This is a genomic window from Vibrio sp. 970, assembly GCF_033339075.1.
Map to the genome: position 1 here is coordinate 44951 of NZ_JAWOTW010000019.1, position 26231 is coordinate 71181.

The following is a 26231-nucleotide window of genomic DNA, read 5'->3' on the forward strand; positions in this document are numbered from 1 at the left end:
GGTTAGAGTTAAACTGGGATTTCTTCGCGGCGGAGCATTTCGCCCGCTAGAGCAAGATACGCTTTGGCACCTGCGGAGTACTTATCGTAGTACATTGCAGGCTTACCGTGACTTGGTGCTTCAGCCAAACGAACATTACGCGGAATGACAGTACGGTAAACTTTATTCCCAAAGTGTTTTTTAAGTTGATCGGATACTTCATTCGATAAGCGGTTGCGTGGGTCGTACATGGTACGCAATAAACCTTCGATTTTGAGGTTTTCATTCACAACAGCCGCTAACTTGCTGATTGTATCCATAAGAGCAGTTAAACCTTCTAACGCAAAGTATTCACATTGCATCGGCACCAACACAGAGTCAGCTGCCGCCATCGCATTGATTGTAAGAAGGTTTAGAGAAGGAGGACAATCAATAAAGATGAAATCATAGTTATCGCGAACTGACGACAATGCATTTTTTAGACGCACTTCACGAGCGAAAACTTCCATCAATTTGATTTCTGCCGCGGTTACGTCTCCGTTCGCCGCGATCAAATCATACTTCCCTGTTGTTTGGGTACAAACGACTTGATCGAACGGTGTATCTTCGACCAAAAGATCGTATGCGGTGGCGTCGACCATATACTTATCCACGCCACTGGCCATCGTAGCATTGCCTTGCGGGTCGAGATCGATCACCAAAACCTTGCGCTTTGTTGCCGCCATCGAAGCCGCTAAGTTAATGCACGTTGTTGTTTTGCCGACCCCACCTTTCTGGTTGGCTATTGCTACAATTTTACCCACGATTACCTCGCTAATTTTCCTTGCGCGATAAGATTACTAGATGACGATCACCTTCCAACTCAGGAACAGCCAAAGATATGATCTCTGTCACACTGCACCATTCAGGAAGCTGATCCATTTCATCTTTAGGGTGCTGTCCTTTCAGCGCTAGAAACACCCCGTGCTCTTGTTTCGGCAAATGGTGGCACCATTCCACCATGTCTGTCATTGAAGCAAAAGCTCGACTCAAAACGCCATCAAATTTTTCTTCAGGCTGGAATTCTTCGACGCGACTTTGAATTGGTGTCACGTTTTTCAGCCCTAATGTGTGCACAACTTGCTTGATAAAACGGATGCGTTTGCCAAGACTGTCGAGCAAAAAGAAGGTTTTCTCAGGGTTCATGATTGCCAAAGGGATGCCCGGTAACCCCGGACCAGTACCAACATCAATGAAGCGCTCACCGGGCAGGTGTGCGCTTACAACGATACTATCAAGAATATGTTTCACTAACATATCAAGCGGATCACGTACCGATGTTAAATTGTACGCTTTGTTCCATTTGTCGAGCAGTTCGACATAACCAACTAACTGCTCTCGTTGCTGTTCTGACACTTCCAAATCGGTTTTCGCGATCAGTGAATCCAGCTTTGTTCGCAATGCGCTCATTATTCTTCCTCACCTTTCTTCAGCAAACCATGCTTTTTCAAGTGAACAAGTAGAATAGAAATTGCAGCAGGCGTAATACCAGAAATGCGTGATGCAATACCGATGCTCTCTGGTTTGGCCTCGCTCAGTTTAGCAACGACTTCGTTTGATAAACCTTTTACATCGCGGTAATCCAAATCAGCAGGTAACTTGGTATTTTCGTGACGCAGTGATTTTTCGATCTCTTCCTGCTGACGCTTGATGTAACCATCGTATTTCACTTGAATTTCAACTTGCTCAGCCGCTTGCTGATCTTCAAGAGCAGGAGCAAACGCTTCAAGTTGCGTCAGTTGCGAATAAGTGATCTCTGGACGACGCAGAAGATCCTCACCACTCGCTTCACGGGCCATTGGGGTTTTCAGCAGCTTGTTCAACTCATCAACACCCTCTGACTTCGGATTCATCCACGTTGCTTTCAAACGCTGACGCTCCGTTTCCATATTGTTGATTTTCTCGTTAAAGCGAGCCCAACGAACATCATCAATCAAGCCTAGCTCGCGCGCTTTTTCCGTTAAACGTAAATCGGCGTTATCTTCACGAAGTAGCAGGCGGTATTCCGCACGAGAAGTGAACATGCGGTACGGCTCTTTGGTACCCATGGTCGATAAGTCATCAATCAACACGCCCATGTAAGCTTGGTCACGACGTGGGCTCCAGCCTTCTTTGTCTTGACTAAACAAGCTTGCGTTTAGGCCCGCCATCAAGCCTTGCGCTGCGGCTTCTTCGTAGCCAGTCGTACCATTAATCTGGCCAGCAAAGAACAAACCATGGATGAACTTCGTCTCGTACGTTTGCTTCAAATCACGTGGATCGAAGAAATCATATTCAATCGCATAACCTGGGCGAACGATGTGTGCATTTTCAAACCCTTTCATTGAGCGCACGATTTGTACTTGCACATCAAATGGCAAGCTGGTCGAGATACCATTAGGGTATAACTCGTGCGTGGTTAGGCCTTCTGGCTCAATGAAGATTTGGTGGCTGTTTTTGTCAGCGAAACGCATCACTTTGTCTTCAATAGACGGACAGTAACGCGGACCAATACCTTCAATCACACCTGCGTACATTGGACTGCGATCCAAGTTACTACGGATCACATCGTGAGTTTGTTCATTGGTGTGGGTGATGAAACATGGAATCTGACGCGGATGCTGTTCACGTTTGCCCATGAACGAGAATACAGGCGTTGGGTTATCACCGTGCTGAGCTTCTAGCACTGAAAAATCAACAGTACGAGCATCAATGCGCGGTGGAGTACCTGTTTTTAAACGATCCACACGGAACGGCAGTTCACGCAGTCGATCCGCTAATGCGATCGATGGTGGATCCCCGGCACGACCACCAGACGAGCTTTCCATACCTATGTGGATCTTACCACCAAGGAAGGTACCCACGGTTAGCACAACGGCTTTCGCATGGAAGCGAAGTCCCATTTGAGTTACCACACCAACTGCGCGATCTTGTTCAACAATCAGATCATCAACTGATTGCTGGAACAACGTTAAGTTAGGCGCATTTTCTAATGCATTACGAACGTACGCTTTGTACAGAGCGCGATCGGCTTGAGCTCGAGTTGCTCGTACTGCAGGACCTTTGGAGGCATTTAGTGTACGAAACTGAATACCTGCATGGTCGATGGCTTCAGCCATCAAACCGCCCATAGCATCTACTTCTTTTACTAAGTGACCTTTACCAATACCACCGATCGCCGGATTACAAGACATCTGGCCTAATGTATCGATGTTATGGGTAAGGAGAAGCGTTTTTTGTCCTGTGCGTGCAGATGCGAGCGCGGCTTCCGTTCCTGCGTGTCCGCCACCGACAACAATGACGTCAAAGTTTTCGTGATAAAGCATGAACTGACCTCAGGTATTCAAAGGGATTTAATGGACAGATAAAGGAGCCGTATTTTACCTGCTTTATGCCAGAGAGAAAAACGTTTTCTCGTTTTATCCGTTTTAAGCTTCAAGATAAATATATATAAGATCTATATATATGATCTTTTATTAGATCTACTATTAGGATCGACCGTTTCTGTGGATAACCTAAAAATGATCAACAAGATCATGGATCTTCTTTGGATCATATCTTGTGATCATGATTGGATCAGATCGAGGATTACCTGGGATCAAAAGTGGTGGTTATACACAGGGGGTGAAATTGATCAAAGTTGTTATTGGGATAACTAAAGGAAAATCACTGGATCTTATTGTAGTTATCCACAGTCTGTTTGGTTGGTTTTTGAGCGGTTAAACAAAATAATTTGGTGGGAGTTATTCACATGGGAGAAAACAGAGCCGAATTTCGACTCTGTTGAAGGGAAAGTCGTGAGTTTAAAAACGTTCGATATTCTCTTTTAACCACATTTCTGCGGCGTCTTCTGGCACATCATGGCTCAGTACATCGATTTTAAAGCAATCTGCGAGAGGGGTTGCACCAATATCCTCTAATAAATCATAAGCGTGTTGACCAGCGGCACAGAACGTATCGTAGCTAGAGTCACCAATCGCAATCACCGCAAATTTTACATCAGTCATTTTTGGCGGTGTATTTTGTAATGCTGCGATAAAAGGTTGGATATTATCAGGATACTCACCAGCTCCATGTGTAGAGGTGATCACCAACCACGTACCTTGATTTTCGATATCACTGAGGGAAGGCTGGTTGTGGATCGTTGTTTCAAATCCATTCTCGTTGAGTAGATCACTCAGGTGATCCCCTACGTATTCTGCGCCACCTAACGTGCTGCCTGTAATAATGTGGATCATACTTCTTCCTTATTGAATGCGACGGCTAAAGCTCATGGATGGCTTGCCGTACAAAAAGAAACGCGGTGTGAGTTAAGCTCAGCACCGCGCGTTCGATTATTTACTTCCCGATACAGAATGAAGAGAAGATTCGTCCCAGTAAGTCGTCAGAACTGAACTCACCGGTAATCTCATTGAGATGTTGTTGGGTGATGCGTAGCTCTTCAGCCAATATTTCACCAGCCATATAGCCTTCAAGCTGCTCCTGGCCTATTTGAAGGTGCTGTGCGGCACGTTCTAATGCATCGAGATGACGACGACGAGCCATAAACCCACCTTCACTGTTGCCAGAGAAGCCCATACACTCCTTGAGATGATCGCGCAGAGCTTCAACCCCTGCACCAGTCTTCGCTGACAAACGGATAAGGGTAGGGTTATTGACGTGGCAGATCCCCATATCTTCACCCGTTTGATCCGCTTTATTACGGATCACAGTTATACCAATGTTGTCTGGTAGGCGATCCACAAAATCTGGCCAGATATCTTTCGGATCGGTGGCATCGGTTGTCGTGCCATCCACCATGAACAACACGCGGTCTGCTTGGGCTATTTCATCCCACGCGCGTTCGATACCGATTTTCTCTACTTCATCGGAAGCATCACGCAAACCTGCTGTATCAATGATGTGTAGTGGCATGCCATCAATATGGATATGCTCACGCAGTACATCACGCGTGGTTCCTGCGATGTCGGTTACGATTGCAGATTCTTTACCCGATAGCGCGTTCAGTAGGCTTGATTTGCCCGCATTTGGACGACCCGCAATCACGACTTTCATCCCTTCACGCATAATAGCGCCTTGGTTAGCTTCTTTGCGCACCGCATCTAGGTTGTCGATGATGGCTTGTAGGTCACCAGCCACTTTACCGTCGGCCAAAAAGTCGATCTCTTCTTCAGGGAAGTCGATGGCTGCTTCAACATAGATACGCAAATGAATCAGCGACTCAACTAAGGTATTAATGCGGCCTGAAAATGCGCCCTGTAAGGATTGCAGTGCCGATTTTGCTGCTTCTTCAGAACTGGCATCAATGAGGTCTGCGATCGCCTCGGCTTGAGCGAGGTCGAGTTTATCGTTCAGAAATGCGCGTTCAGAGAACTCACCAGGGCGAGCAGCTCGAATACCATCTATACCTAGAATGCGTTTTATCAGCATATCCATCACGACAGGGCCGCCATGGCCTTGCAGCTCAAGTACGTCTTCACCTGTAAATGAGTGTGGGTTAGGGAAGTACAGTGCGATGCCCTGATCAAGCACAGTGCCATCTTCTGACTTAAACGGCAGGTACTCTGCGTAGCGGGGCTTTAGTGTTTTGCCAGTGACTTCTAACGCCACTTGGTTGGCTTTAGGGCCAGAAACTCGAATAATACCGACACCGCCACGACCAGGCGCGGTCGCTTGAGCGACAATCGTATCTGTAGTCATAATTTTGCCTTTTGAGCTGGGCTATAGGGAAGATACCTAGGGAGCCATCACAATTAATTAGCTGAATTGTAATCAGCCAAAAACAAAAAGGCGACCTTTTGGCCGCCTTTCTCAATCATTTCCTAAAAGGTTACTTGCTGTGTAAGCCTTTTTTCTCTAATCCTTTGTAGATCAGAGTTTGCTGGATAAGCGTTACGATGTTCGACACCAACCAGTACAGAACGAGACCTGATGGGAAGAACAAGAAGAAGAAGGTAAACATAACCGGCATAAAGGTCATGATCTTCTGCTGCATTGGATCCGTTACCGTTGTCGGGCTCATCTTCTGGATTAGGAACATTGACGCACCCATCAGTAGAGGCAGGATGTAGTAAGGGTCCTGCGCTGAAAGGTCATGAATCCAACCGAAGAATGGAGAGTGACGTAGCTCAACCGATTCCATTAGTGCCCAGTATAGTGCGATGAAAATAGGCATCTGTAGGATAAGAGGTAAACAGCCACCTAGTGGGTTCACTTTCTCTTTCTTGTACAGTTCCATCATTTCTTGGCTCATGCGCTGACGGTCATCACCGATACGCTCACGCATTGCTTGCAGCTTAGGCTGAAGCATACGCATTTTCGCCATAGACGTGTATTGCGCTTTTGTTAGTGGGTACATTGCACCACGAACGATGAAGGTCAGGCAGATGATTGCCACACCCCAGTTACCAACAAAGCTCTGGATGAATGAAAGCAACATATGAAGAGGCTTCGCAATGAACCATAACCAGCCGTAGTCCACTACTAGGTCTAGGTTAGGTGCCACTTCTGCCATTTCATCTTGCAGTTTTGGACCAACCCAAAGTGTTGCTTCAAACTTAGCCTGATCGCCTGTTGCGATAGTTTTGTTCGGCATACGAACGCCGATGTCGCCTAGGTTGCCAATTACACGAGTGTATAGGTTAGTACCTGGTTCGTTACGTGGGATCCAAGCTGCGGCAAAGTAGTGCTGAATCATTGCTGCCCAACCTTGGCCATCGGCTAGGTTAAGAGACAGGTTGCGATCCTGCATATCATCAAAGCTGTACTTCTTGTAACGCGTATCTTCTGTTGAGTATGCGCCACCACGGTAAGTAGGCATTGTGATGCTACCACCATCGTCCATTAGGTTTTGACGTAGGTGAGCGTACATACCAAATGTTGCGTTGTTGCCTGAGTTGTTCACTACATCGTATTCAACATTAAGCGCGTAGCTGCCGCGTTTAAAGATGTAAGTTTTGGTGTATTCGATGCCGTTTGCAGTGAATGTCATCGGAACGCGAAGTTCATCTTGACCGTCAGCCATTGTGAAGCTGTCTGCACTTACGTTGTAGTGAGGGCGATTTGTGCTGCTCAAGTCGATACCTTGAGGACCCACTAGACCGCTTTGAGCGATAAATTGGTGACCTTGAGCGTCTTTAAGCAGAACAAAGGAATCTGATGAATCTAACTCAGCAGAGTATTCGTTAAGGTTGGCATGTACCACATCGCCACCAACGGTGTCGATCGACAGAGTTAAAACATCAGTCGTTACTGTGATAGTTTTTGCAGAAGCTTGCTGTTGACCAGGAACTGGGTCAAGTTCATCAGCAAAAGATGGTGCAGGTAGAGTGCTGCTTGATTGAGCCTGTTCAACTGCTTGAGGTTCTGGATTCTTTGCAACTTGCCATTGTTGAAACAGCAAAAAAGAAACCAGGGCCAAACCGATGAGCAGGATATTACGTTGAGAATCCATCGTTAGTTATCTCTGTCTTGTTTTTGGACTGGTGGAACGGGGTCATACCCCCCTTCATTCAAAGGGTGGCATTTTAATAGACGTTTGCCTGATAACCAACATCCTTTTACAAAACCGTGAGCTCTCAAAGCTTCTAGCGCGTAAGTGGAACAGGTTGGTGTGAACCGGCAACGAGGACCAATCAAAGGGCTGATAAACCAGCGATACAGATAAACGAGCCCAATGGCTATCCACGTGAAGGGCGAGACAGGCGTTGCCATAGCTTATCAAACAACTTAAAAATTTCCTCATTGCTTAAATCTTGCGCGCTTTTCTTCGCAATCACAACAAAATCTTTGTTTGGAAGCTGATGTTGATTGTTACGAAAGCTTTCACGAGCCAAACGCTTAAATCGGTTACGACCGACAGCCGTTTTGATTTGCTTTTTGGGAACCGCTAAACCTAATCGTGGGTGAGAAAGTTTGTTATTGCGAGCAATGATGGTGAAATGAGGCGAGCCAGCTCGATGAGCTTGCTGGAAGACGTTTTGATAATGCTCGGGAGTTAACAAACGTAACTCCCGATTAAACGCGTACGTGTTCAAAATAAACTAGCGATTATTTTGATAGGCGCGCACGGCCTTTTGCACGACGTGCGTTGATAACTTTACGACCGTTCTTAGTTGCCATGCGAGCACGGAAGCCGTGAGTACGCTTGCGCTTTAGAACTGTAGGTTGAAAAGTGCGTTTCATGATAATTACCTTTACTGATCAGTAGTTTTAGGTTCTTGTTAAACCCGGCGTGGGTATTTGCTTTCTTATATAAAGAAGCTCTTTATATAGAGAAGGACAACCGACGCCTCTCAACAAAGAGGCGGAATTGTAATCACACTCACATAATGTGTCAATGACTCAATGAGTACGAAATTCCGGCCGGGCGATTATACGTAGTGTGAGTAAAATCTCAAGGATCAATCGATCCTGATGCTTGATCGTTACTCTATTCCTACTTGGTTAAGGAATTTTTTCAAACGAGGATCTTGTGGATTATCGAAGATATCCTGTGGAGAACCTTGCTCAACGATATTGCCTTCCGCCATGAAGATCACTCTATCAGCGACTTCTTTCGCGAATTGCATCTCGTGCGTCACCACCAGCATGGTTTGATGCTGATTAGCTAACTTCTTCATTAATGAGAGAACTTCACCGACCCATTCAGGATCCAGCGCAGAAGTTGGTTCGTCAAACAACAGCAGTTCTGGTTGCAGCGCCATCGCTCGGCCGATACCCACGCGTTGTTGTTGGCCGCCAGATAATGCCGCTGGATAACTATCGCCTTTATCCCCAAGGCCGATGTCATCCAGAATTTGTTGCGCTCGTTTGAGAGCATCGGCTTTTTTCCAACCTCGAACGGTCACTAGACCTTCGGCAATGTTCTGGCGCGCATTCATGTGGGCAAACAGGGCATAGTTTTGGAACACAAAGCCAGTTCGACGACGCAGCGCTAATACTTCGGCTTTAGTGTGTTTTTGAGTATCAACGGAGATGTCATCTATCGTGATACGACCTTCATCTGCTTGTTCTAGAAAGTTCACCGTACGCAGCAAGGTTGATTTACCCGTACCACTTGAGCCGATAATCACGATGATCTCACCTTGCTTAATATCGAGGTCGATGCCTTTCAGCACTTCAGTCTCACCAAAACGTTTGTGAATATTTTCTAACTTAATCATCGTACGTACGCCTTATTCAGTTTTGCTTCTGCCCAGATTTGTACGCGAGTCAGAATCACCACCACGCCCCAGTAAATAAGAGCAACCGCAAGGAAAGCTTCAAAGAAACGGAAACTTGATGAGGCTTCCATCTGTGCTTTCGCCATGATTTCGGCCACACCAAGCGTGAAAGCGAGAGACGTTGACTTGATCATATCGATGAAATAGTTCATCAATGAAGGCAGTGCGACACGCGTTGCTTGAGGTAAAATCACTCGGCGCATTGCTTGGGATGTCGTCATACCGACCGATAAGCTCGCTTCCATTTGGCTGCGATCAATGCCAATAATGGCGGCACGAATACTTTCCGCCATATAAGCGGCAAAGTGCAGCGTTAAACCGATAACCGCTGCTGAAAAGGCGTCGATACCGACCATCAATGGAAAAATTTGCGGTAAGCCGTAATAAAGCAGGAAAAGCTGAACCAACAGTGGGGTGCCACGGAAGAAGCTGATGTACAGTTGGCTTAATTGATCCAGAACTGGCAGTTTAAATACGCGAATATTGGCTAAAATGACGGATAAAATCAGCGAAAACACCAATCCCCATGTCGCCATTTCCATGGTTGTGCCAAGATATTTCAGCAATATCGGCAGCAGTTCCAACATGTAATTAAAGTCAAATCCCATACGGCTTACCTAAAGGCTAGAGAAAAGAAAAGGTGGAAAACAAGTTCCACCTTTACGTAAGTTTATTTTAGTCCGAGAGTGATACCACTTTGCGGCCTAAAGTACAAAGAGTTCTTATTTCGTGATGTCAGCGCCAAACCACTTCACGGAAATTTTCTCTACTGTACCATCTGCGCGCATCTCAGCCAGTGCTTTGTTTACTTCTTCTTGCAGCTTACGACCTTTCTCGTTGTCCACGAAAGGCCATGCGTTTTGAATGGTCTCAAACGGTTCGCCTGCCAATTCCAAAGGAAGACCAGTTTTCTTAATCAGTTCTAAAGCAGAAAGACGATCCATTACAAATGCATCTGCACGACCGAGCGCCACGTCATGTTCGATACCTGTGTCGTACGTTTTAATATTGATCTTGCCGTCTTTGTCGTATTGACGCAGCAGTTGCTCAAAGTTAGAGCCTAGGTTCACCGCAACGGTTTTGCCCGCAAGATCGTCAACACCTTTGATGCTGTCGTTGCCTTTACGCACGGTAATTTGTGCGCCATCTACAACGTAAGGGTCAGCAAATAGGTATTTAGCTTTACGCTCATCAGTCATGGTGATTTGGTTGGAGATCGTATCGATACGACCAGTTTCTAAAAGACCAAATAAACCAGAGAAGTTGGCTGTTACGTATTCGATTTTGTAATCGTTACGTTTACCGATTTCATCCCACATGTCGACTTCAAAGCCTTGTAGCTTGTCTTGCTTTACAAAAGTAAACGGGAAGTAGCGACCTGACATACCAACTTTGACTTCAGTAGCGGCTTGTACGGTTGCTGCCGACAGTGCAATGGCTGCAACGGCAACCTTAATCCAGTTTTTCATAATACATCTCCATAATTTTATGGTTGGAAATACTACTGTTAGTTAGCTCAATTAAATAAATAACCAAGAGCAATAACCTAGACCTGTGAGTTATTAGATAATAGAAGAAGAATGTTAAATGTGACGAAAATGCGAACTGAACCTAGCGAAATGATCGACAAAATCAGCATTGGGAATAAAATAATACACAGACTTATCACCAATCGCTCGATCTTGTGAATTTTGCCCAATTGTGGATCGTTGTGTGGGCAAATTTGGGGCAAGGTGTGTTGATCTCATCAAGTTTGCAGAAATAATTGTGAATAACTTGGATCTTATTCACTGGATCGTCGATCAATCGCTGGCGATCTTGGTTATCAACAGGTAAAATTGCCAGTCTTTTCCGATAATTCAATTACTCAGTGGGGGCACCGTGTCATCTTCGCTTTGGCTGCAATGTTTGCAGCAGCTTCAAGAAGAGCTACCAGCTACAGAATTCAGCATGTGGGTTCGTCCGCTACAAGCGGAGCTCAATGACAATACTCTCACTCTATTCGCGCCAAACCGCTTTGTGTTGGACTGGGTGCGTGATAAGTATCTGAACAATATTACTCGCTTACTGCAGGAATACTGCGGTGGCGATATTCCTAACTTACGTTTTGAAGTGGGGAGCCGACCTGTCTCTGCACCAAAACCAGCGCCGACACGTACGCCTGCAGATGTGGCTGCGGAGTCATCTGCACCTGCGCAATTACAGGCGCGTAAGCCAGTACACAAAACCTGGGATGACGACGCTCAAGCGATTGCGGCTATCAATCACCGCTCAAACATGAACCCAAAACACAAATTCGACAACTTTGTTGAAGGTAAGTCGAACCAACTGGGTTTGGCTGCGGCGCGTCAGGTATCGGATAACCCAGGTGCAGCTTACAACCCACTATTCCTATACGGCGGCACGGGTTTGGGTAAAACCCACTTATTGCATGCGGTGGGTAACGCGATTGTGGATAACAACCCGAACGCAAAAGTGGTCTACATGCACTCAGAACGTTTTGTGCAAGACATGGTGAAAGCGCTGCAAAACAATGCGATTGAAGAATTCAAACGCTACTACCGCAGCGTGGATGCGCTCCTTATCGATGACATCCAATTCTTTGCTAATAAAGAACGTTCACAAGAAGAATTCTTCCATACCTTCAACGCACTATTGGAAGGTAATCAGCAGATCATTCTAACGTCTGACCGTTATCCTAAAGAAATTAATGGCGTTGAAGATCGTCTTAAATCTCGCTTTGGTTGGGGTCTTACTGTTGCGATCGAGCCACCTGAGCTTGAAACGCGTGTGGCGATCTTGATGAAAAAAGCCGAAGATCACCAAATCCACCTTGCTGATGAAGTGGCATTCTTCATTGCCAAGCGTCTGCGTTCGAACGTTCGTGAGCTCGAAGGTGCACTGAACCGTGTTATCGCGAACGCGAACTTTACTGGTCGTCCAATTACGATTGATTTTGTTCGTGAAGCGCTGCGCGATCTGCTTGCTCTACAAGAGAAGCTGGTGACGATCGATAACATTCAAAAGACCGTGGCGGAATACTACAAGATTAAAGTGGCGGACTTGCTGTCTAAGCGTCGTTCTCGTTCTGTAGCGCGTCCTCGTCAGCTGGCCATGGCGTTAGCAAAAGAACTAACCAACCATAGCTTGCCTGAAATTGGCGATGCGTTTGGGGGCCGCGATCATACGACCGTACTTCATGCGTGTCGCAAGATTGAGCAGCTGCGTGAAGAGAGCCACGACATTAAAGAAGATTACTCTAACTTGATTCGCACCCTGTCTTCGTAATCGGTTAGAATAACGGTATTCTAAGCAAATCATTTATTGAGCTGACAGCGTAAAGAGCCAAGCATGAAATTTACCATTGAACGTAGTCATTTAATCAAACCGCTACAGCAGGTTTCGGGCGCTTTAGGTGGCCGACCAACTCTGCCAATCCTGGGTAACCTACTTCTTAAAGTAGAAGAGAACGTATTGTCGATGACGGCAACCGATCTTGAAGTAGAGTTAGTAAGCAAAGTGACGCTAGAAGGTGATTTTGAAGCGGGCAGCATTACCGTTCCTTCGCGTAAGTTTCTCGATATCTGTCGTGGTTTACCGGACGATGCGATCATCACATTTGTATTAGAAGGTGATCGCGTACAAGTTCGCTCTGGTCGCAGCCGTTTCTCGTTGGCAACGCTTCCTGCAAACGATTTCCCTAATATTGAAGACTGGCAAAGTGAAGTGGAAGTATCACTGAGCCAAGCTGATTTACGTACGCTGATCGACAAAACTCAGTTCTCGATGGCGAATCAAGACGTTCGTTACTACCTCAACGGCATGTTGTTTGAAATTGACGGCACCACGCTACGCAGCGTAGCGACGGACGGCCACCGTATGGCGGTATCGCAAACTCAGCTAGGTGCGGACTTTGCGCAGAAGCAAATCATCGTGCCACGCAAAGGTGTGCAAGAATTAGTAAAGTTGATGGATGCGCCAGAGCAGCCCGTAGTACTTCAGATCGGTAGCTCCAATGTTCGTGCTGAGGTGAATAACTTTACTTTTACCTCTAAGTTGGTTGATGGTCGTTTCCCTGACTACCGCCGTGTATTGCCTCAGAGCACCAATAAGACACTAATAGCAAGTTGTGACGAGTTGCGCCAAGCCTTCTCTCGTGCTGCTATTCTTTCCAACGAAAAATTCCGTGGCGTGCGTGTGAATCTGGCTGATACTGAAATGCGCATAACCGCGAATAACCCAGAACAAGAAGAAGCGGAAGAGATGCTTGATGTAACCTTTGAAGGTGACGCCATCGAAATCGGCTTTAACGTAAGCTATGTGCTTGATGTTCTGAACACGTTGCGTTGTGAAAATGTACGTGTGTCGATGTCGGATGCTAACGCTAGCGCGTTGATTGAAAATGCCGACGATGACAGTGCCATGTACGTGGTGATGCCAATTCGTCTATAAGCCAACTGAATGCCTCTTTCTCGTCTCATCATTCAGCAGTTTCGAAACATTAAAGCCTGTGATATTGAGTTATCAGCAGGCTTTAACTTTCTTATCGGGCCGAACGGCAGCGGTAAAACCAGTGTCTTAGAAGCGGTTTATCTGCTCGGGCATGGCCGCTCATTCAAGAGCTCTCTCACCGGACGAGTGATACAAAATGAGTGTGACGAACTGTTTGTTCATGGTCGTTTTTTGAACTCGGATCAATTTGAGCTACCTATCGGCATTAATAAGCAGCGTGATGGCTCAACAGAGGTTAAAATAGGCGGTCAATCTGGACAAAAATTAGCGCAGTTGGCACAAGTTCTGCCTCTGCAGTTGATACACCCAGAAGGGTTTGATTTACTGACAGATGGCCCTAAACATCGTCGTGCGTTTATTGATTGGGGCGTGTTTCATACCGAGCCCGCTTTTTATCAAGCATGGGGAAGGTTCAAGCGCCTGAACAAGCAGCGCAACGCGTTGTTGAAAACCGCCAATAGTTATCGTGAGCTCAGTTATTGGGATCAGGAAATGGCAGGATTGGCTGAAAACATCAGCCAATGGCGAGCAAGTTACATCGAGCAGATGAAAACTGTCGCAGAAACTATCTGTCAGACATTTTTGCCAGAATTTGAGATCCAATTGAAGTATTATCGTGGCTGGGATAAAGACACTCCATACCACGAGATACTAGAAAAGAATTTTGAGCGTGATCAGGCATTGGGATACACCTTTAGTGGCCCAAACAAAGCTGATTTGCGCATTAAAGTGAACGGAACGCCCGTTGAAGATGTTCTGTCACGCGGTCAATTAAAACTCATGGTGTGTGCATTGCGTGTAGCGCAAGGGCAACACCTGACAGAGATGGCCGGTAAACAATGCATTTACCTAATTGATGACTTCGCGTCGGAATTAGATAGCCAACGTCGCAAGCGTCTTGCTGACTGCTTAAAAGAGACGGGCGCACAAGTATTTGTAAGCTCTATCACTGAAAGCCAAATCGCCGATATGTTGGACGATAACGGTAAATTGTTTCATGTGGAACATGGCAGGATAGAGTCAAACTAGAAGAGAGAAACTCATGTCTGAAAATTACGATTCATCGAGTATTAAGGTACTGAAGGGTCTGGATGCGGTACGTAAGCGTCCAGGAATGTACATCGGCGATACGGACGACGGCACCGGCCTTCACCACATGGTTTTCGAGGTGGTGGATAACTCAATTGATGAAGCGTTGGCAGGTCACTGTAAAGACATCGTTGTGACAATTCATGAGGATAACTCGGTTTCCGTTAGCGATGATGGTCGTGGCATTCCAACAGAAATCCACTCAGAGGAAAATGTCTCTGCAGCAGAAGTAATCATGACGGTTCTTCACGCGGGTGGTAAGTTCGACGATAACTCATACAAAGTATCGGGTGGTCTTCACGGGGTAGGTGTTTCAGTAGTAAACGCACTATCAGAGAAAGTTGAGCTAACGATTCATCGTGGTGGCCATATCCATACGCAAACCTACCGCCATGGTGAGCCTCAAGCGCCACTAGCTGTTGTGGGTGATACGGATAAAACCGGTACACAAATTCGTTTCTGGCCAAGTGCCGAAACGTTCTCTAACACTGAGTTCCACTATGACATTCTGGCGAAACGCCTGCGTGAACTGTCATTCCTGAACTCTGGTGTGTCGATCAAATTGGTTGATGAACGTGAAGCGGACAAACATGATCACTTCATGTATGAAGGTGGTATTCAAGCGTTCGTTGATCACCTAAACACCAACAAAACGCCAATCATCGAAAAAATCTTCCACTTTAACTCTGAGCGTGAAGACGGCATTTCAGTTGAAGTGGCGATGCAATGGAACGATGGTTTCCAAGAGAACATCTTCTGCTTTACCAACAATATCCCACAGCGTGATGGTGGTACTCACCTTGCTGGTTTCCGTGCTGCGCTAACACGTACATTGAACAGCTTTATGGATAAAGAAGGTTTCTCGAAGAAAGCGAAAACAGCGACTTCAGGCGACGATGCGCGTGAAGGTCTAACTGCGGTTGTTTCGGTGAAAGTGCCTGATCCTAAGTTCTCAAGCCAAACAAAAGACAAACTGGTTTCTTCTGAAGTGAAATCAGCTGTTGAGTCTGCAATGGGTGAAAAACTGTCTGAGTTTCTGATTGAGAACCCGACAGAAGCGAAGATGGTTTGTTCGAAAATCATCGATGCAGCACGTGCTCGTGAAGCAGCGCGTAAAGCTCGTGAAATGACGCGCCGTAAAGGTGCACTAGACCTAGCTGGCCTTCCAGGTAAACTTGCAGACTGTCAGGAAAAAGATCCGGCACTCTCTGAACTATACATAGTGGAGGGTGATTCGGCAGGCGGCTCCGCAAAACAAGGCCGTAACCGTAAGAACCAAGCAATCCTACCGCTAAAAGGTAAGATTCTTAACGTAGAAAAAGCGCGTTTCGACAAGATGCTGTCTTCGCAAGAAGTAGCAACGCTGATCACTGCACTTGGTTGTGGTATCGGTCGTGACGAGTACAACCCGGACAAGCTTCGTTACCACAACATCATCATCATGACCGATGCCGATGTCGATGGTTCGCACATCCGTACGCTACTGTTGACCTTCTTCTACCGTCAAATGCCAGAGCTTATCGAGCGTGGCTATGTGTACATCGCTCAGCCACCACTATACAAAGTGAAAAAAGGCAAACAAGAGCAGTACATCAAAGATGAAGAAGCGATGAACCAATACCAAGTATCATTGGCTCTGGACAACGCATCGCTACACGTAAACGCAGAAGCACCAGCATTGGCAGGTGAAGCACTAGAGAAGCTTGTTCAACAGTACAATGCGGGTATTAAACTGGCGGAACGTATGAGCCGTCGTTACCCAAGTGCTTTGGTAAACGAGTTGATTTACACTCCTCGCCTAACGCCAGAGCAATGCCATGACGCATCAGTTGTGGAAGCTTGGACGAAGCAGCTTATTGAACAGCTGAATGCGAAAGAAGTGGGTGCAAGCCAGTACAGCTACGAAGTTGAGCAGCACGAAGAGCTAGGCTTAAACTTGCCTAAGATTGTGGTTCGTACTCACGGCGTGACGCACGAACATGCAATTAGCATCGACTTCCTAAACTCGAAAGAGTACCGCAAGTTGGCCGATCTATCAGAAGCACTTGATGGACTTCTGGAAGAAGGCGCGTACATCAAACGTGGTGAGCGTACTATGCCAGTGGCAAACTTTGCAGAAGCGCTTGACTGGTTAGTGAAAGAGTCAATGCGTGGCTTAAGCCGTCAGCGCTACAAAGGTCTAGGTGAGATGAACCCAGACCAACTTTGGGAAACCACCATGGACCCAGAAACTCGTCGTATGATGCAGGTAACGATTGAAGATGCGGTAGGCGCAGATCAACTGTTCACTACGCTAATGGGTGACCAAGTAGAACCTCGTCGTAACTTCATCGAAGAGAACGCACTGAAAGTAGCGAACCTAGACGTATAACGACACTGTTCGTGATAGTAAAAAGCAGCGAGAAATCGCTGCTTTTTTTGTTGTACCACCAGCTAAAATCGCCACTTTCTGCTAAAGCGGATGTTTTTCTGGTACTAACTGCCAACAACCCGATCAAGCCTGCCATTTTATTTCTGTTTTCTTTTTTTCTCGCCATTTTGTTCGCTTGAGCGTTTTTGCTTTCTTTTTTCTGCTCGCTATAGTGCTGAAGAGCTGATGAATAAGGAGACTAAGAAAATGGTGATGACTTTCCTGAACTAAGCCGGAAGTGATGCACTTCCGGTTCAATGCACTGAATTTATTTGTAAGACAAGGCATTAAGAAGGAAATAATCATGTTTGAACGCTGGTTCTCAGCGTACTGCTTGGCGCTGCGAACTTGGTGGTTAACCAGTCGCTTTTTAACCTATCAATCACCACTAAGGTTGTTATCGCTATTTGAAACCTGCGAGCAACAAGCCCATTGCCGTAACCGAACTCGTATTGCGGTTGGGGACACGGTTCGCTTAGTGGATGTTGAACGCGCCTATCAATATCGCATGACATTGGTCAGCTCGCGCAAGGGGCAACCCATGACAGGTATGCTCGCGGTCGATTCTTATTTGGGGTCTCGACTATTAGGTCGAGCTAAAAATGATGCGCTCGAAGTGGAAATTTTTAATCAGCGACGCTGCTTTGTGATTACTGAAATTGTTCATCAATCGCAACCACCAGCTCAGAAAATGCTGTGTGGTTGTCTGTTGTGCCAATAAATAGAGGTGAAGTCATGAGTAAGAAAGAAAAGAAACAACCGCAGTTGAGTCTAAAAGAAAAGCGCAAACTAAAGCAGGAAAAGGCGGCAGAAAAGGGCGTTGTAAAAGCGCGTAAATCCTCCCGCAAGTAAAGTGTAGATTGAGCCCTCCAGAACGGCGGGCTTTTTATCACTGATCGCGAAGTGATGAGGAACTAAGCTGTTCAAGGGGATAGTGGATGCTTTAAAAATTTTTTGTTTTTTCCCTTGAAAGTCATTTTTGACGACCTTATATCTAGTTATGAAGAGGGTGACTGGCTTGCTAGAGACTAGAAGACCAGCCCTCTGAAATCGCTAAAACGAGATCGCTCAGAAGAGGATATGGCGTTTTAGCACACAACTTAAACCTTTAGATTCAATATCATGTCTCCGAGCCAAACCAAGGCCAGTGGAATGATAAGAATCTCTTAGTTCGGCGTTGGTTTTTGCATAAACACGCCAGTAGGATTGAACTCATCTGAACTAAGACTATTGCTTAATTAAGAGGATAGATTTATGCGTAATGTAGATTTCTCACCACTATACCGTAATGCAATTGGCTTTGATCGTCTGCTAAACCTGATGGAAGCGAATACAGCGAAAAATACTTCTGGCGGTTACCCTCCATACAACATTGAGCAAAAAGACGAGCACAACTACCGTATTACTATGGCCGTTGCTGGCTTTGCTGAAGAACAGCTCGATCTGACTCAAAACGAAAACATGTTGATTGTGAAGGGCGAACGTAAAGCAGAAGAAGGCAAAAACTACGTTTACCAAGGTATTGCAGAACGTGATTTTGAACGTAAATTCCAGCTAGCGGATTACGTAAAAGTCGTGGGTGCATCAATGGAAAACGGTCTGCTTCATATCGATTTAGTTCGTGAAATCCCTGAAGCCATGCAACCACGTAAGATTGCTATCGGTGGCAACAACCTGATTGAGAACAACTAATCAGTTAACCACCCGGTTATAGAATGAGAAAGAGCGCCATATGGGCGCTCTTTTTAGTTTGGGGTTTTCAAATCCGCTATTTTAAAGCTGTAATTTCAAAGAGAAGAACGGCTGAGTTCAATCCGTCTATTTACCTTCGCGGTAAGCCTTTTCCACTTCTTCAGCGATAATCGCAATGCCTTTTTGCATCATCTCATCATCTTGAACGTAGTTCATACGCAGGCATTGGTGCGCGTGATCCCACTCGTCTTGCTGACCAATAAAGAAATATTCACCAGGGACAATCAATACGCCACGCGCTTTCAAGCGTTGGTACAGTTCCATTGTTGTGATTGGCAGTTCATCAAACCATAACCACAAGAAGATAGCGCCTTCCGGCTTGTGGATGCGGAATCGCTCATCGGTAACTGCTTGTTGGAGCAGTTCAACCGCTCGTTGTGATTTTTGCTTGTAGAACGGCTTAATCACCTCTGAACTCAGTTTAAGCAGATCACCTTTGCCAATTATATGGTTTGCCAGCGCTGGACCAACACTGCCCGGCGCTAGGCTGATGATGCCGTTCATATTGGTTAATGCTTGCGTGATTTCTTCACTCGCAATCACAATGCCACAACGCACGCCCGGTAAACCAAGCTTAGATAGGCTCATGCATAGGATGGTGTTTTCATTCCAGAACGGTTCGACATCTTCAAAGATGATGTTCGGGAAAGGTAGACCGTAGGCGTTATCGATGATCAGCGGGATGTTGTTCTCACGTGCTAGCTTGTCCAGCTTACGTACTTCTTCGTCTGTCAGTACATTACCCGTTGGGTTGGTTGGACGAGATGCACAGATTGCCGCAACAGAGTCGTCGACGGTTAGCTGCTCAAAATCGACGTGGTATTTAAACAGACCGTTATCTAACAGCTCGATTTCTGGGTGGTAAGAGATAAAGATATCTTCATCAATGCCAGCATCACCATAACCGATGTATTCAGGTGCGATAGGCAGTAGCACTTTCTTGTGCGAACCGTCTGGCTGTTTACCTGCCAACAAGTTGAACAAGTAGAAGAAGCCACTCTGGCTACCGTTAGTTAGGCTGATGTTCTTTTCGGAAATATCCCAGCCGTAAGTTTCACGGAATAACTGAGCTAGCGCTTTGACGAACGCGTCTTTACCCTGCGGGCCATCGTAGTTGGCGAGGGCGGCGACGAGCTCCCCACTGGCGAGCATTTCCTCACTGGCTTGGTGAAAGTAATCGAGCATGGCAGGAATGGCGGCAGGATTACCTCCACCGAGCATGATGGCACCTGGTGTGCGCAGACCATCATTCAAATCGTCCATTAACTGCGTAATACCTGAATACTGATTAAATTTTTCACCAAACTTTGAGAACTGCATGCTGACTTATACCTAATTCATTGTGATTGCTTTGTGTATGTTTATGCCGATGTTTTATCGGCTTATCGAGTAATCCTTGACCTTACCTCAATGTGTAATTAACGCAAAGTGTGAATTAAGCCGAAAAAGAAAAAAGTGCGTCATCAGACCAGAGGAACGAGACAAAAGGGCAAAAAGAACAATAAAAAAGGGAAGCTTATGCTTCCCTTGCTGGTGGAGAGAGTGTGATTTACTCACCGGTGTAAACAATCAACACCTTGTCGTCTTGGTATTGGCGTTCAAACGCGTAATAACCTTCTTGGTTGCGAGTGATGTGCTTACCTTGAGCTACCGCTGGGTGGCGTTTACGGAATTCGCCCAACTTTTGCCAATGTTGCAGTAGATCCTCACGCTCGCCATGAATCTTATCCCATGGCATATCTGAGCGTGTGCCTTGGTGGGCGTCTGAACCAGTAATGCCAAAATCACGAGCTATCTCATCGCCATAGTAGATTTGTACTGCACCCGGTGCCAGCATTAACGCATTGGCGGCGCGAGCTTGGTCATCAAAGCTGCGGCTGCGTGCCGACCAAAACAGTTGAGTATCGTGCGAAGACAGGTAACTCAACACGTTGAACTCAGGATCGGAGTTAATACGTTCTGCATAGCGGCGGTAATCATTATCAAGTTGAGCGAAACACTTTAGCGCTTTTGGAGCCACGTCAGATTGGAACTCGAAGTTGATGATCGAATCGAAGCCGTTATCGAAATACGGGCTCTTCACCACGCTGTGTGCCCACACTTCGCCGGTCATCCAAAATGGCAGATCGTCTAGTGCTTTGTCGGGGTGGTTTTGTTTCCATTCGGCGAGGGCTTGAGTGGTACTTGCTTTGAGCTCTGCCCACGCTTCCATCTCAACGTGTTTGGCGGTATCGACGCGGAAGCCATCAATGCCGTAATCACGTACCCAGTCGGATAACCACGTAATCAGATGCTCACGCGGGGTTTGCAGTTCATCTTGCGCATTGGTGTATTTATTGCGGAAGAAGTTTGGTAGTCCGGTTTTCTGCGTCGATTCGGTTTTGAGATCCGGTAGGTAGTTCAAAGACATGGTGATGTCGTTGTAGCCCGGCGCATCGTAATCGCCAATGTCGGTGCGAATCCAATCTTTGCCCCACCATTTTTCCCACGCTTCGCTATCACCGTATTTGATGTAGTCGTTAAAGCTGTGCCAGCTTTGTCCTGATTTTGGTTGCCAGTCGGTCCATTTTTCACCAAGTACTTGTTTGGCTTCTTGGTCATCAAGGTAAAGTTGACCAAATCCGAATTCCTGCATGTCTGCTAATGTCGCATAACCTGTGTGGTTCATGACCACATCCCAAATCACGCGGATACCTTTCTTATGGGCAGTATCGACGAAGGTTCTGAGTTCATCTTCGGTACTCATGTTGGCATCAAGCTTGGTCCAATCTTGGTGATAGTAGCCGTGGTAGCCGTAGTGCTTAAAGTCGCCTTTATCGCCGCCGCCAACCCAGCCGTGGATTTGTTCCAGTGGTGAGGTTATCCAGATAGCATTGACACCAAGTGATTCGATGTAATCGAGTTTTTTCGTTAGACCCGATAAGTCACCACCGTGGAAGGTACCAATCTCATATTTTCCGTCTTTGCTGCGACCGTAGCTGTTGTCGTTGTCTGGGTTGCCATTGTAGAAGCGGTCGGTCATGACGAAGTACACCGTCGCATTGTCCCAACTGAACGGTTTGTCGGCTTGCTGTTCAACTTCTTCTAGCAGCAATAGACCTTGGCTCATAGGACTCGGCTGCATGGTGACGCTGCCATTGGCGACTGTGGTTTCTTGTCCGGTTAAGGCATCGCGAACGACAGTGCCATCATTAAAGGTTTGAGTAACGTTGATGGTTTTTGGCGCGTCAGTTGCGACAGGGCAAGAGTAGGTGATGTCCTGACTCTGTTTTGGTTTGATTTTTACCGTCAGCTCATTGGTGGTTGGATTGAGCGTAAATTGATAGGTATTGGCTTTGAAGATGCGCAGCGGCATTTGTGCATCAGTGGCGCAGTTATCCATTTTTAATGGACGATTGAACTTAATGCGATCTTCTTCTGCTAGGGCAAAGCTACTTCCACAGCTTTGATTACTGTCGGCAATGGTAAAGGTGTAGCTGCCTTTTTCGAGTTTTTGCTCGGCGACAAGTAAGCCCTGTGAGTTTTCCTCAAAAACAGCGGTATCATCACCAACGCTTAATACGATGGCATTTTCTGGAATCTGGCTGCAGGCGCTCAGTAGACCGATAGAGAGTGCGAGAATTGTTTTTTTCATTGTGTCCTTCCCCCGAATAAACAGTCCAGTTATAGCAAAACTGTGCCTCTACAATCCGAGCTCTATACCAACAAGTTAAACGCGTCTCACCCTACAAATTTTAGTCTTGTTCACAAAATGAATAATAAGCGTCACCTTCATCGGTTTGAAGGCAACAAAAAAGGGAAGCATCTGCTTCCCTTTTACTTATTTCTTAATCACTTCGAAGAGTAATGAATTACTTTTGAAGCAAAGAAATGTCTGCGATCTGTAGGAACAGGTTACGCAGGTTGTTCAGTAGTGTCAGACGGTTTTTCTTAAGTGCTTCGTCGTCTGCCATTACCATTACGTTATCAAAGAACGCATCAACTGGTTCACGTAGGTCAGCTAGCTTGCTTAGGGCTTCTTGGTAGTTACCTGTAGCAAATGCTGGCTCTAGCGCTTCTGTCATTACTTCAACGCTTTCTGCTAGTGTTTTCTCTGCGTCTTCTTGTAGAAGTGCTAGGTCGATGTCTGCTGCTAGTTCGCCGTCGAATTTCGCTAGGATGTTACCTACACGTTTGTTCGCTGCTGCTAGAGACTCAGCTGCTTCTAGTTCACGGAAGTGAGAAACCGCTTTAACTCGTTGGTCAAAGTCTGCTGGTTTTGTAGGACGACGCGCTAGAACTGCTTGAATGATGTCTACACTGAAGCCTTCGTCTTGGTACCAAGCACGGAAACGACCAAGCATGAACTCGATAACGTCTTGTTCAACATTGTCGTTGGTTAGACGCTCACCAAATAGTGACTTCGCTTTCGCTACTAGGTCAACAAGATCTAGGTTGTAGCCGTATTCAACGATGATACGTAGTACACCTAGAGATGCGCGGCGTAGTGCGAATGGGTCGCTGCCTTTAGGCGCTTGACCAATACCGAAGATACCTACGATAGTGTCTAGCTTGTCTGCCATTGCAACTGCAGTTGAAACGCCGTTTGATGGCAGTTCATCACCTGCGAAACGAGGCATGTATTGCTCGTTCAGTGCTACTGCAACTTCTTCTGCTTCACCGTCGTGGCGAGCATAGTGCATACCCATAACACCTTGAGTATCCGTGAATTCGAATACCATTGAGGTCATTAGGTCACATTTTGCTAGTAGACCAGCACGCTTTGATTTCTCAACGTCAGCACCGATTTGCTCAGCAATGTAGCCAGCAAGTTCTGTGATGCGGTCTGTTTTGTCTTTGATCGTACCCAGTTGCTTTTGGAAGATCGCTTGCTCTAGTTCAGGCAGACGGTCGATAAGCGGACGCTTACGGTCTGTGTTGAAGAAGAACTCTGCGTCAGCAAGACGAGGGCGAACTACTTTCTCGTTACCTTCGATTACGTAACGAGGCTCTTTTGATTCGATGTTCGATACGAAGATGAAGTTAGGTAGTAGCTTCTTGTTTTCGTCGTAAACAGGGAAGTATTTTTGGTCACCTTTCATGGTGTATACCAACGCTTCAGAAGGCACTTTTAGGAACTCTTCTTCAAACTTCGCTGTTAGTACCACTGGCCATTCAACCAGAGACGTTACTTCTTCTACTAGGTCATCTTCTAGGTCAGCGATACCGCCAACCGCTGCTGCCGCTTTTTGTGCGTCAGCTAGGATGATTGCTTTACGCGCTTCGTAATCTGCCATTACTTTACCGCGCTCTTCTAGAATCGCAGGGTATTGCTCAGCAGAATCGATAGTGAACTCTTGCTCACCCATGAAGCGGTGACCACGGATAGTGCGGTCTGAAGCGACACCAAGGATCTCGCCTTCGATTAGGTCGCTGCCCATTAGCATGGTTAGCGTCTTAACTGGACGGATGAACTGAGTTGTTTTGTTACCCCAGCGCATTGGTTTTGCGATAGGTAGGTTTGCTAGTGCTTTCGCTGCAAGTTCAACGACGATCTCAGACGTTGGCTGACCTTTCACTTCTTGTTTGAACAGTAGCCATTCACCTTTGTCTGTAACCATGCGCTCTGCTTGGTCAACCGTGATGCCACAACCGCGTGCCCAGCCTTGAGCCGCTTTTGTTGGGTTGCCTTCCGCGTCAAACGCTGCAGAAACCGCAGGACCACGTTTTTCAACAACTTTGTCAGACTGGCTGTCTGCTAGTGCTGCGACTTTAAGTGCAAGACGACGAGGTGCCGCGAACCATTTCACGCCTTCGTGAGCAAGCTCAGCGCCTTTTAGTTCTGCTTCGAAGTTTGCTGCGAATGCTTCAGCTAGAGTGCGAAGTTGCGTTGGTGGTAGCTCTTCTGTACCTAGCTCGATTAGAAATTCTTTTGCCATGTTACTCTACCCCTTACGCTTGTTCTTTCTTACACATTGGGAAGCCAAGAGCTTCACGCGATGCGTAGTATGCTTCTGCAACTGCTTTCGTCAGGTTGCGGATGCGTAGGATGTAACGTTGGCGTTCAGTTACTGAGATCGCTTTACGTGCGTCTAGTAGGTTGAATGCGTGACCGGCTTTTAGAATGCGCTCGTAAGCAGGTAGTGGCAGTGGCTTTTCAAGCTCAAGTAGCTCTTTACACTCTTTTTCACACTGTTCGAAGAAGCCAAATAGGAATTCAACGTCTGCGTGCTCGAAGTTGTAAGTTGATTGCTCTACTTCGTTTTGGTGGAAGATGTCACCGTAAGTCACTTTGCTGCCGTCTGGTGCGATGTTCCAAACTAGGTCGTAAACAGAGTCTACTTCTTGGATGTACATTGCTAGACGTTCGATACCGTAAGTGATCTCACCAGTTACTGGCTTACACTCAAGACCACCAACTTGCTGGAAGTAAGTAAACTGAGTCACTTCCATGCCGTTTAGCCAAACTTCCCAGCCCAGACCCCATGCGCCTAGTGTTGGGTTTTCCCAGTTGTCTTCTACGAAACGGATGTCGTGTACAAGAGGGTCAATACCAAGAACTTCAAGGGAGCCAAGGTACAACTCTTGAATATTGTCAGGCGATGGTTTTAGCGCTACTTGGAATTGGTAGTAGTGCTGAAGACGGTTAGGGTTTTCACCGTAACGGCCATCAGTAGGACGACGTGAAGGTTGTACATAAGCTGTCGACATTGGCTCTGGGCCAAGCGCTCGTAGACAGGTCATTGGGTGAGAGGTACCCGCACCCACTTCCATATCTAGCGGTTGAACAATGGTACAACCATTTTGAGCCCAATAATCCTGCAGCGCGAGGATCATTCCCTGGAAGGTTTTGATATCGTATTTTTGCATAAGTCAGGTTCGCGCGATTCTCTTGTTACTCGTTAATTCGTCATCTATGCCGAGTTTTTCAACTCTAACAACGGCGATAAAGAGTAATTACGGTTGAATAAATTAACAATCTAGTATAACCAGATATTGAGCATGGGAGTAGAGCTAATCTTGATTAATTCGTGGGCGATTTTCTCCTTTAATGAATTTTTACCGCGTTATCTGCTGTATTTTTCCTAAAAGGGAGTTTTTGCCTGCTTTGGCTCTTGAGAAGCGCAACAAAGGTGGCTAGAATTGCGCCTGTCTTTGGGGAGTAGCTTACCTGATGAAGTTTCTGTTTCATCTGGTTCGTCCGTCAACATAATTGGTGCAAAATCACCATGGCGTTCGAGACTTGAAGCCTTTCAAGTTTAGCAAGA

22 protein-coding genes are annotated in these 26231 nt (G+C 46.4%); 6 read left to right on the forward strand and 16 right to left on the reverse strand.

Annotated elements, in window-relative coordinates; translation table 11 throughout:
* Window positions 1-8: 8 nt before the first annotated feature.
* From R7Q11_RS21355 to R7Q11_RS21410, 12 genes are all read right to left on the reverse strand, one after another.
* Entirely contained in the window at window positions 9-782 is a 774-nt protein-coding gene (locus R7Q11_RS21355) for a ParA family protein (RefSeq protein ID WP_005383838.1), read from the reverse strand.
* Window positions 783-792: 10 nt separating this feature from the next.
* Entirely contained in the window at window positions 793-1428 is a 636-nt protein-coding gene (rsmG, locus tag R7Q11_RS21360) for a 16S rRNA (guanine(527)-N(7))-methyltransferase RsmG (protein WP_005378902.1), read from the reverse strand.
* Window positions 1428-3323, reverse strand: coding sequence for a tRNA uridine-5-carboxymethylaminomethyl(34) synthesis enzyme MnmG (gene mnmG / locus R7Q11_RS21365; RefSeq protein ID WP_005378901.1), 1896 nt, complete (start codon window positions 3321-3323; stop codon window positions 1428-1430). Before mnmG ends, rsmG begins: the two co-directional genes overlap by 1 nt.
* 477 nt (window positions 3324-3800) lie before the next feature.
* The gene (mioC, locus tag R7Q11_RS21370) at window positions 3801-4235 is read right to left on the reverse strand and encodes an FMN-binding protein MioC (RefSeq protein ID WP_005378900.1); all 435 of its coding nucleotides are present in this window, start codon (window positions 4233-4235) and stop codon (window positions 3801-3803) included.
* A gap of 100 nt (window positions 4236-4335) precedes the next feature.
* A complete protein-coding gene (gene mnmE, locus R7Q11_RS21375; RefSeq protein ID WP_005383836.1) occupies window positions 4336-5697 on the reverse strand; it encodes a tRNA uridine-5-carboxymethylaminomethyl(34) synthesis GTPase MnmE in 1362 nt (453 codons plus the stop codon).
* 130 nt (window positions 5698-5827) lie between these two features.
* Window positions 5828-7450, reverse strand: a complete 1623-nt coding sequence (gene yidC, locus R7Q11_RS21380; protein ID WP_005383834.1) for a membrane protein insertase YidC — start codon at window positions 7448-7450, stop codon at window positions 5828-5830.
* Window positions 7451-7452: 2 nt separating this feature from the next.
* A complete protein-coding gene (gene yidD, locus R7Q11_RS21385) occupies window positions 7453-7710 on the reverse strand; it encodes a membrane protein insertion efficiency factor YidD (RefSeq protein ID WP_005378822.1) in 258 nt (85 codons plus the stop codon).
* Window positions 7677-8000 carry a ribonuclease P protein component gene (rnpA, locus tag R7Q11_RS21390; RefSeq protein WP_005394102.1) on the reverse strand — a complete coding sequence of 108 codons (324 nt, stop codon included), beginning with the start codon at window positions 7998-8000 and terminating at the stop codon, window positions 7677-7679. The genes yidD and rnpA overlap by 34 nt, the downstream gene beginning before the upstream one ends.
* Window positions 8001-8046: 46 nt before the next feature.
* A complete protein-coding gene (gene rpmH, locus R7Q11_RS21395) occupies window positions 8047-8181 on the reverse strand; it encodes a 50S ribosomal protein L34 (protein ID WP_005378825.1) in 135 nt (44 codons plus the stop codon).
* A gap of 242 nt (window positions 8182-8423) precedes the next feature.
* A complete protein-coding gene (locus tag R7Q11_RS21400) occupies window positions 8424-9161 on the reverse strand; it encodes an amino acid ABC transporter ATP-binding protein (RefSeq protein WP_005378827.1) in 738 nt (245 codons plus the stop codon).
* Complete coding sequence (locus R7Q11_RS21405; RefSeq protein ID WP_005378829.1) at window positions 9158-9829, reverse strand: amino acid ABC transporter permease; 672 nt, start codon at window positions 9827-9829, stop codon at window positions 9158-9160. The genes R7Q11_RS21400 and R7Q11_RS21405 overlap by 4 nt, the downstream gene beginning before the upstream one ends.
* A gap of 114 nt (window positions 9830-9943) precedes the next feature.
* Window positions 9944-10690 (reverse strand): amino acid ABC transporter substrate-binding protein, encoded by a 747-nt coding sequence (locus tag R7Q11_RS21410; protein ID WP_005378831.1) that lies wholly within the window; start codon window positions 10688-10690, stop codon window positions 9944-9946.
* 412 nt (window positions 10691-11102) lie between these two features.
* On the opposite strand from R7Q11_RS21410, the gene dnaA reads away from it, so the two are divergent.
* The 6 genes from dnaA to R7Q11_RS21440 all read left to right on the forward strand — a co-directional run bounded on the left by dnaA (window position 11103) and on the right by R7Q11_RS21440 (window position 18924).
* Window positions 11103-12509: a chromosomal replication initiator protein DnaA gene (gene dnaA / locus R7Q11_RS21415; RefSeq protein WP_005378835.1), complete on the forward strand. Its 1407-nt coding sequence runs from the start codon at window positions 11103-11105 to the stop codon at window positions 12507-12509.
* 63 nt (window positions 12510-12572) lie between these two features.
* A complete protein-coding gene (gene dnaN, locus R7Q11_RS21420; RefSeq protein ID WP_005394106.1) occupies window positions 12573-13673 on the forward strand; it encodes a DNA polymerase III subunit beta in 1101 nt (366 codons plus the stop codon).
* Between the two features lie 9 nt (window positions 13674-13682).
* Window positions 13683-14762, forward strand: coding sequence for a DNA replication/repair protein RecF (recF, locus tag R7Q11_RS21425; protein WP_005378839.1), 1080 nt, complete (start codon window positions 13683-13685; stop codon window positions 14760-14762).
* Window positions 14763-14775: 13 nt separating this feature from the next.
* Window positions 14776-17193: a DNA topoisomerase (ATP-hydrolyzing) subunit B gene (gene gyrB, locus R7Q11_RS21430; RefSeq protein WP_042523897.1), complete on the forward strand. Its 2418-nt coding sequence runs from the start codon at window positions 14776-14778 to the stop codon at window positions 17191-17193.
* Between the two features lie 343 nt (window positions 17194-17536).
* Window positions 17537-17953, forward strand: a complete 417-nt coding sequence (locus R7Q11_RS21435) for a GreA/GreB family elongation factor (RefSeq protein WP_017821918.1) — start codon at window positions 17537-17539, stop codon at window positions 17951-17953.
* A 533-nt stretch (window positions 17954-18486) separates the two neighbouring features.
* On the forward strand, window positions 18487-18924 hold the full coding sequence (locus tag R7Q11_RS21440) for an Hsp20 family protein (protein WP_005378857.1): 438 nt from the start codon (window positions 18487-18489) through the stop codon (window positions 18922-18924).
* Between the two features lie 126 nt (window positions 18925-19050).
* On the opposite strand, the gene R7Q11_RS21445 is transcribed toward R7Q11_RS21440, so the two are convergent.
* The 4 genes from R7Q11_RS21445 to glyQ all read right to left on the reverse strand — a co-directional run bounded on the left by R7Q11_RS21445 (window position 19051) and on the right by glyQ (window position 25833).
* A complete protein-coding gene (locus R7Q11_RS21445; RefSeq protein ID WP_042523899.1) occupies window positions 19051-20304 on the reverse strand; it encodes a valine--pyruvate transaminase in 1254 nt (417 codons plus the stop codon).
* 229 nt (window positions 20305-20533) lie between these two features.
* Window positions 20534-22618: an alpha-amylase gene (locus R7Q11_RS21450; RefSeq protein ID WP_225466709.1), complete on the reverse strand. Its 2085-nt coding sequence runs from the start codon at window positions 22616-22618 to the stop codon at window positions 20534-20536.
* A gap of 217 nt (window positions 22619-22835) precedes the next feature.
* Complete coding sequence (glyS, locus tag R7Q11_RS21455) at window positions 22836-24902, reverse strand: glycine--tRNA ligase subunit beta (protein ID WP_225466710.1); 2067 nt, start codon at window positions 24900-24902, stop codon at window positions 22836-22838.
* A 13-nt stretch (window positions 24903-24915) separates the two neighbouring features.
* Window positions 24916-25833, reverse strand: coding sequence for a glycine--tRNA ligase subunit alpha (glyQ, locus tag R7Q11_RS21460; RefSeq protein WP_005383818.1), 918 nt, complete (start codon window positions 25831-25833; stop codon window positions 24916-24918).
* Window positions 25834-26231: the final 398 nt, after the last annotated feature.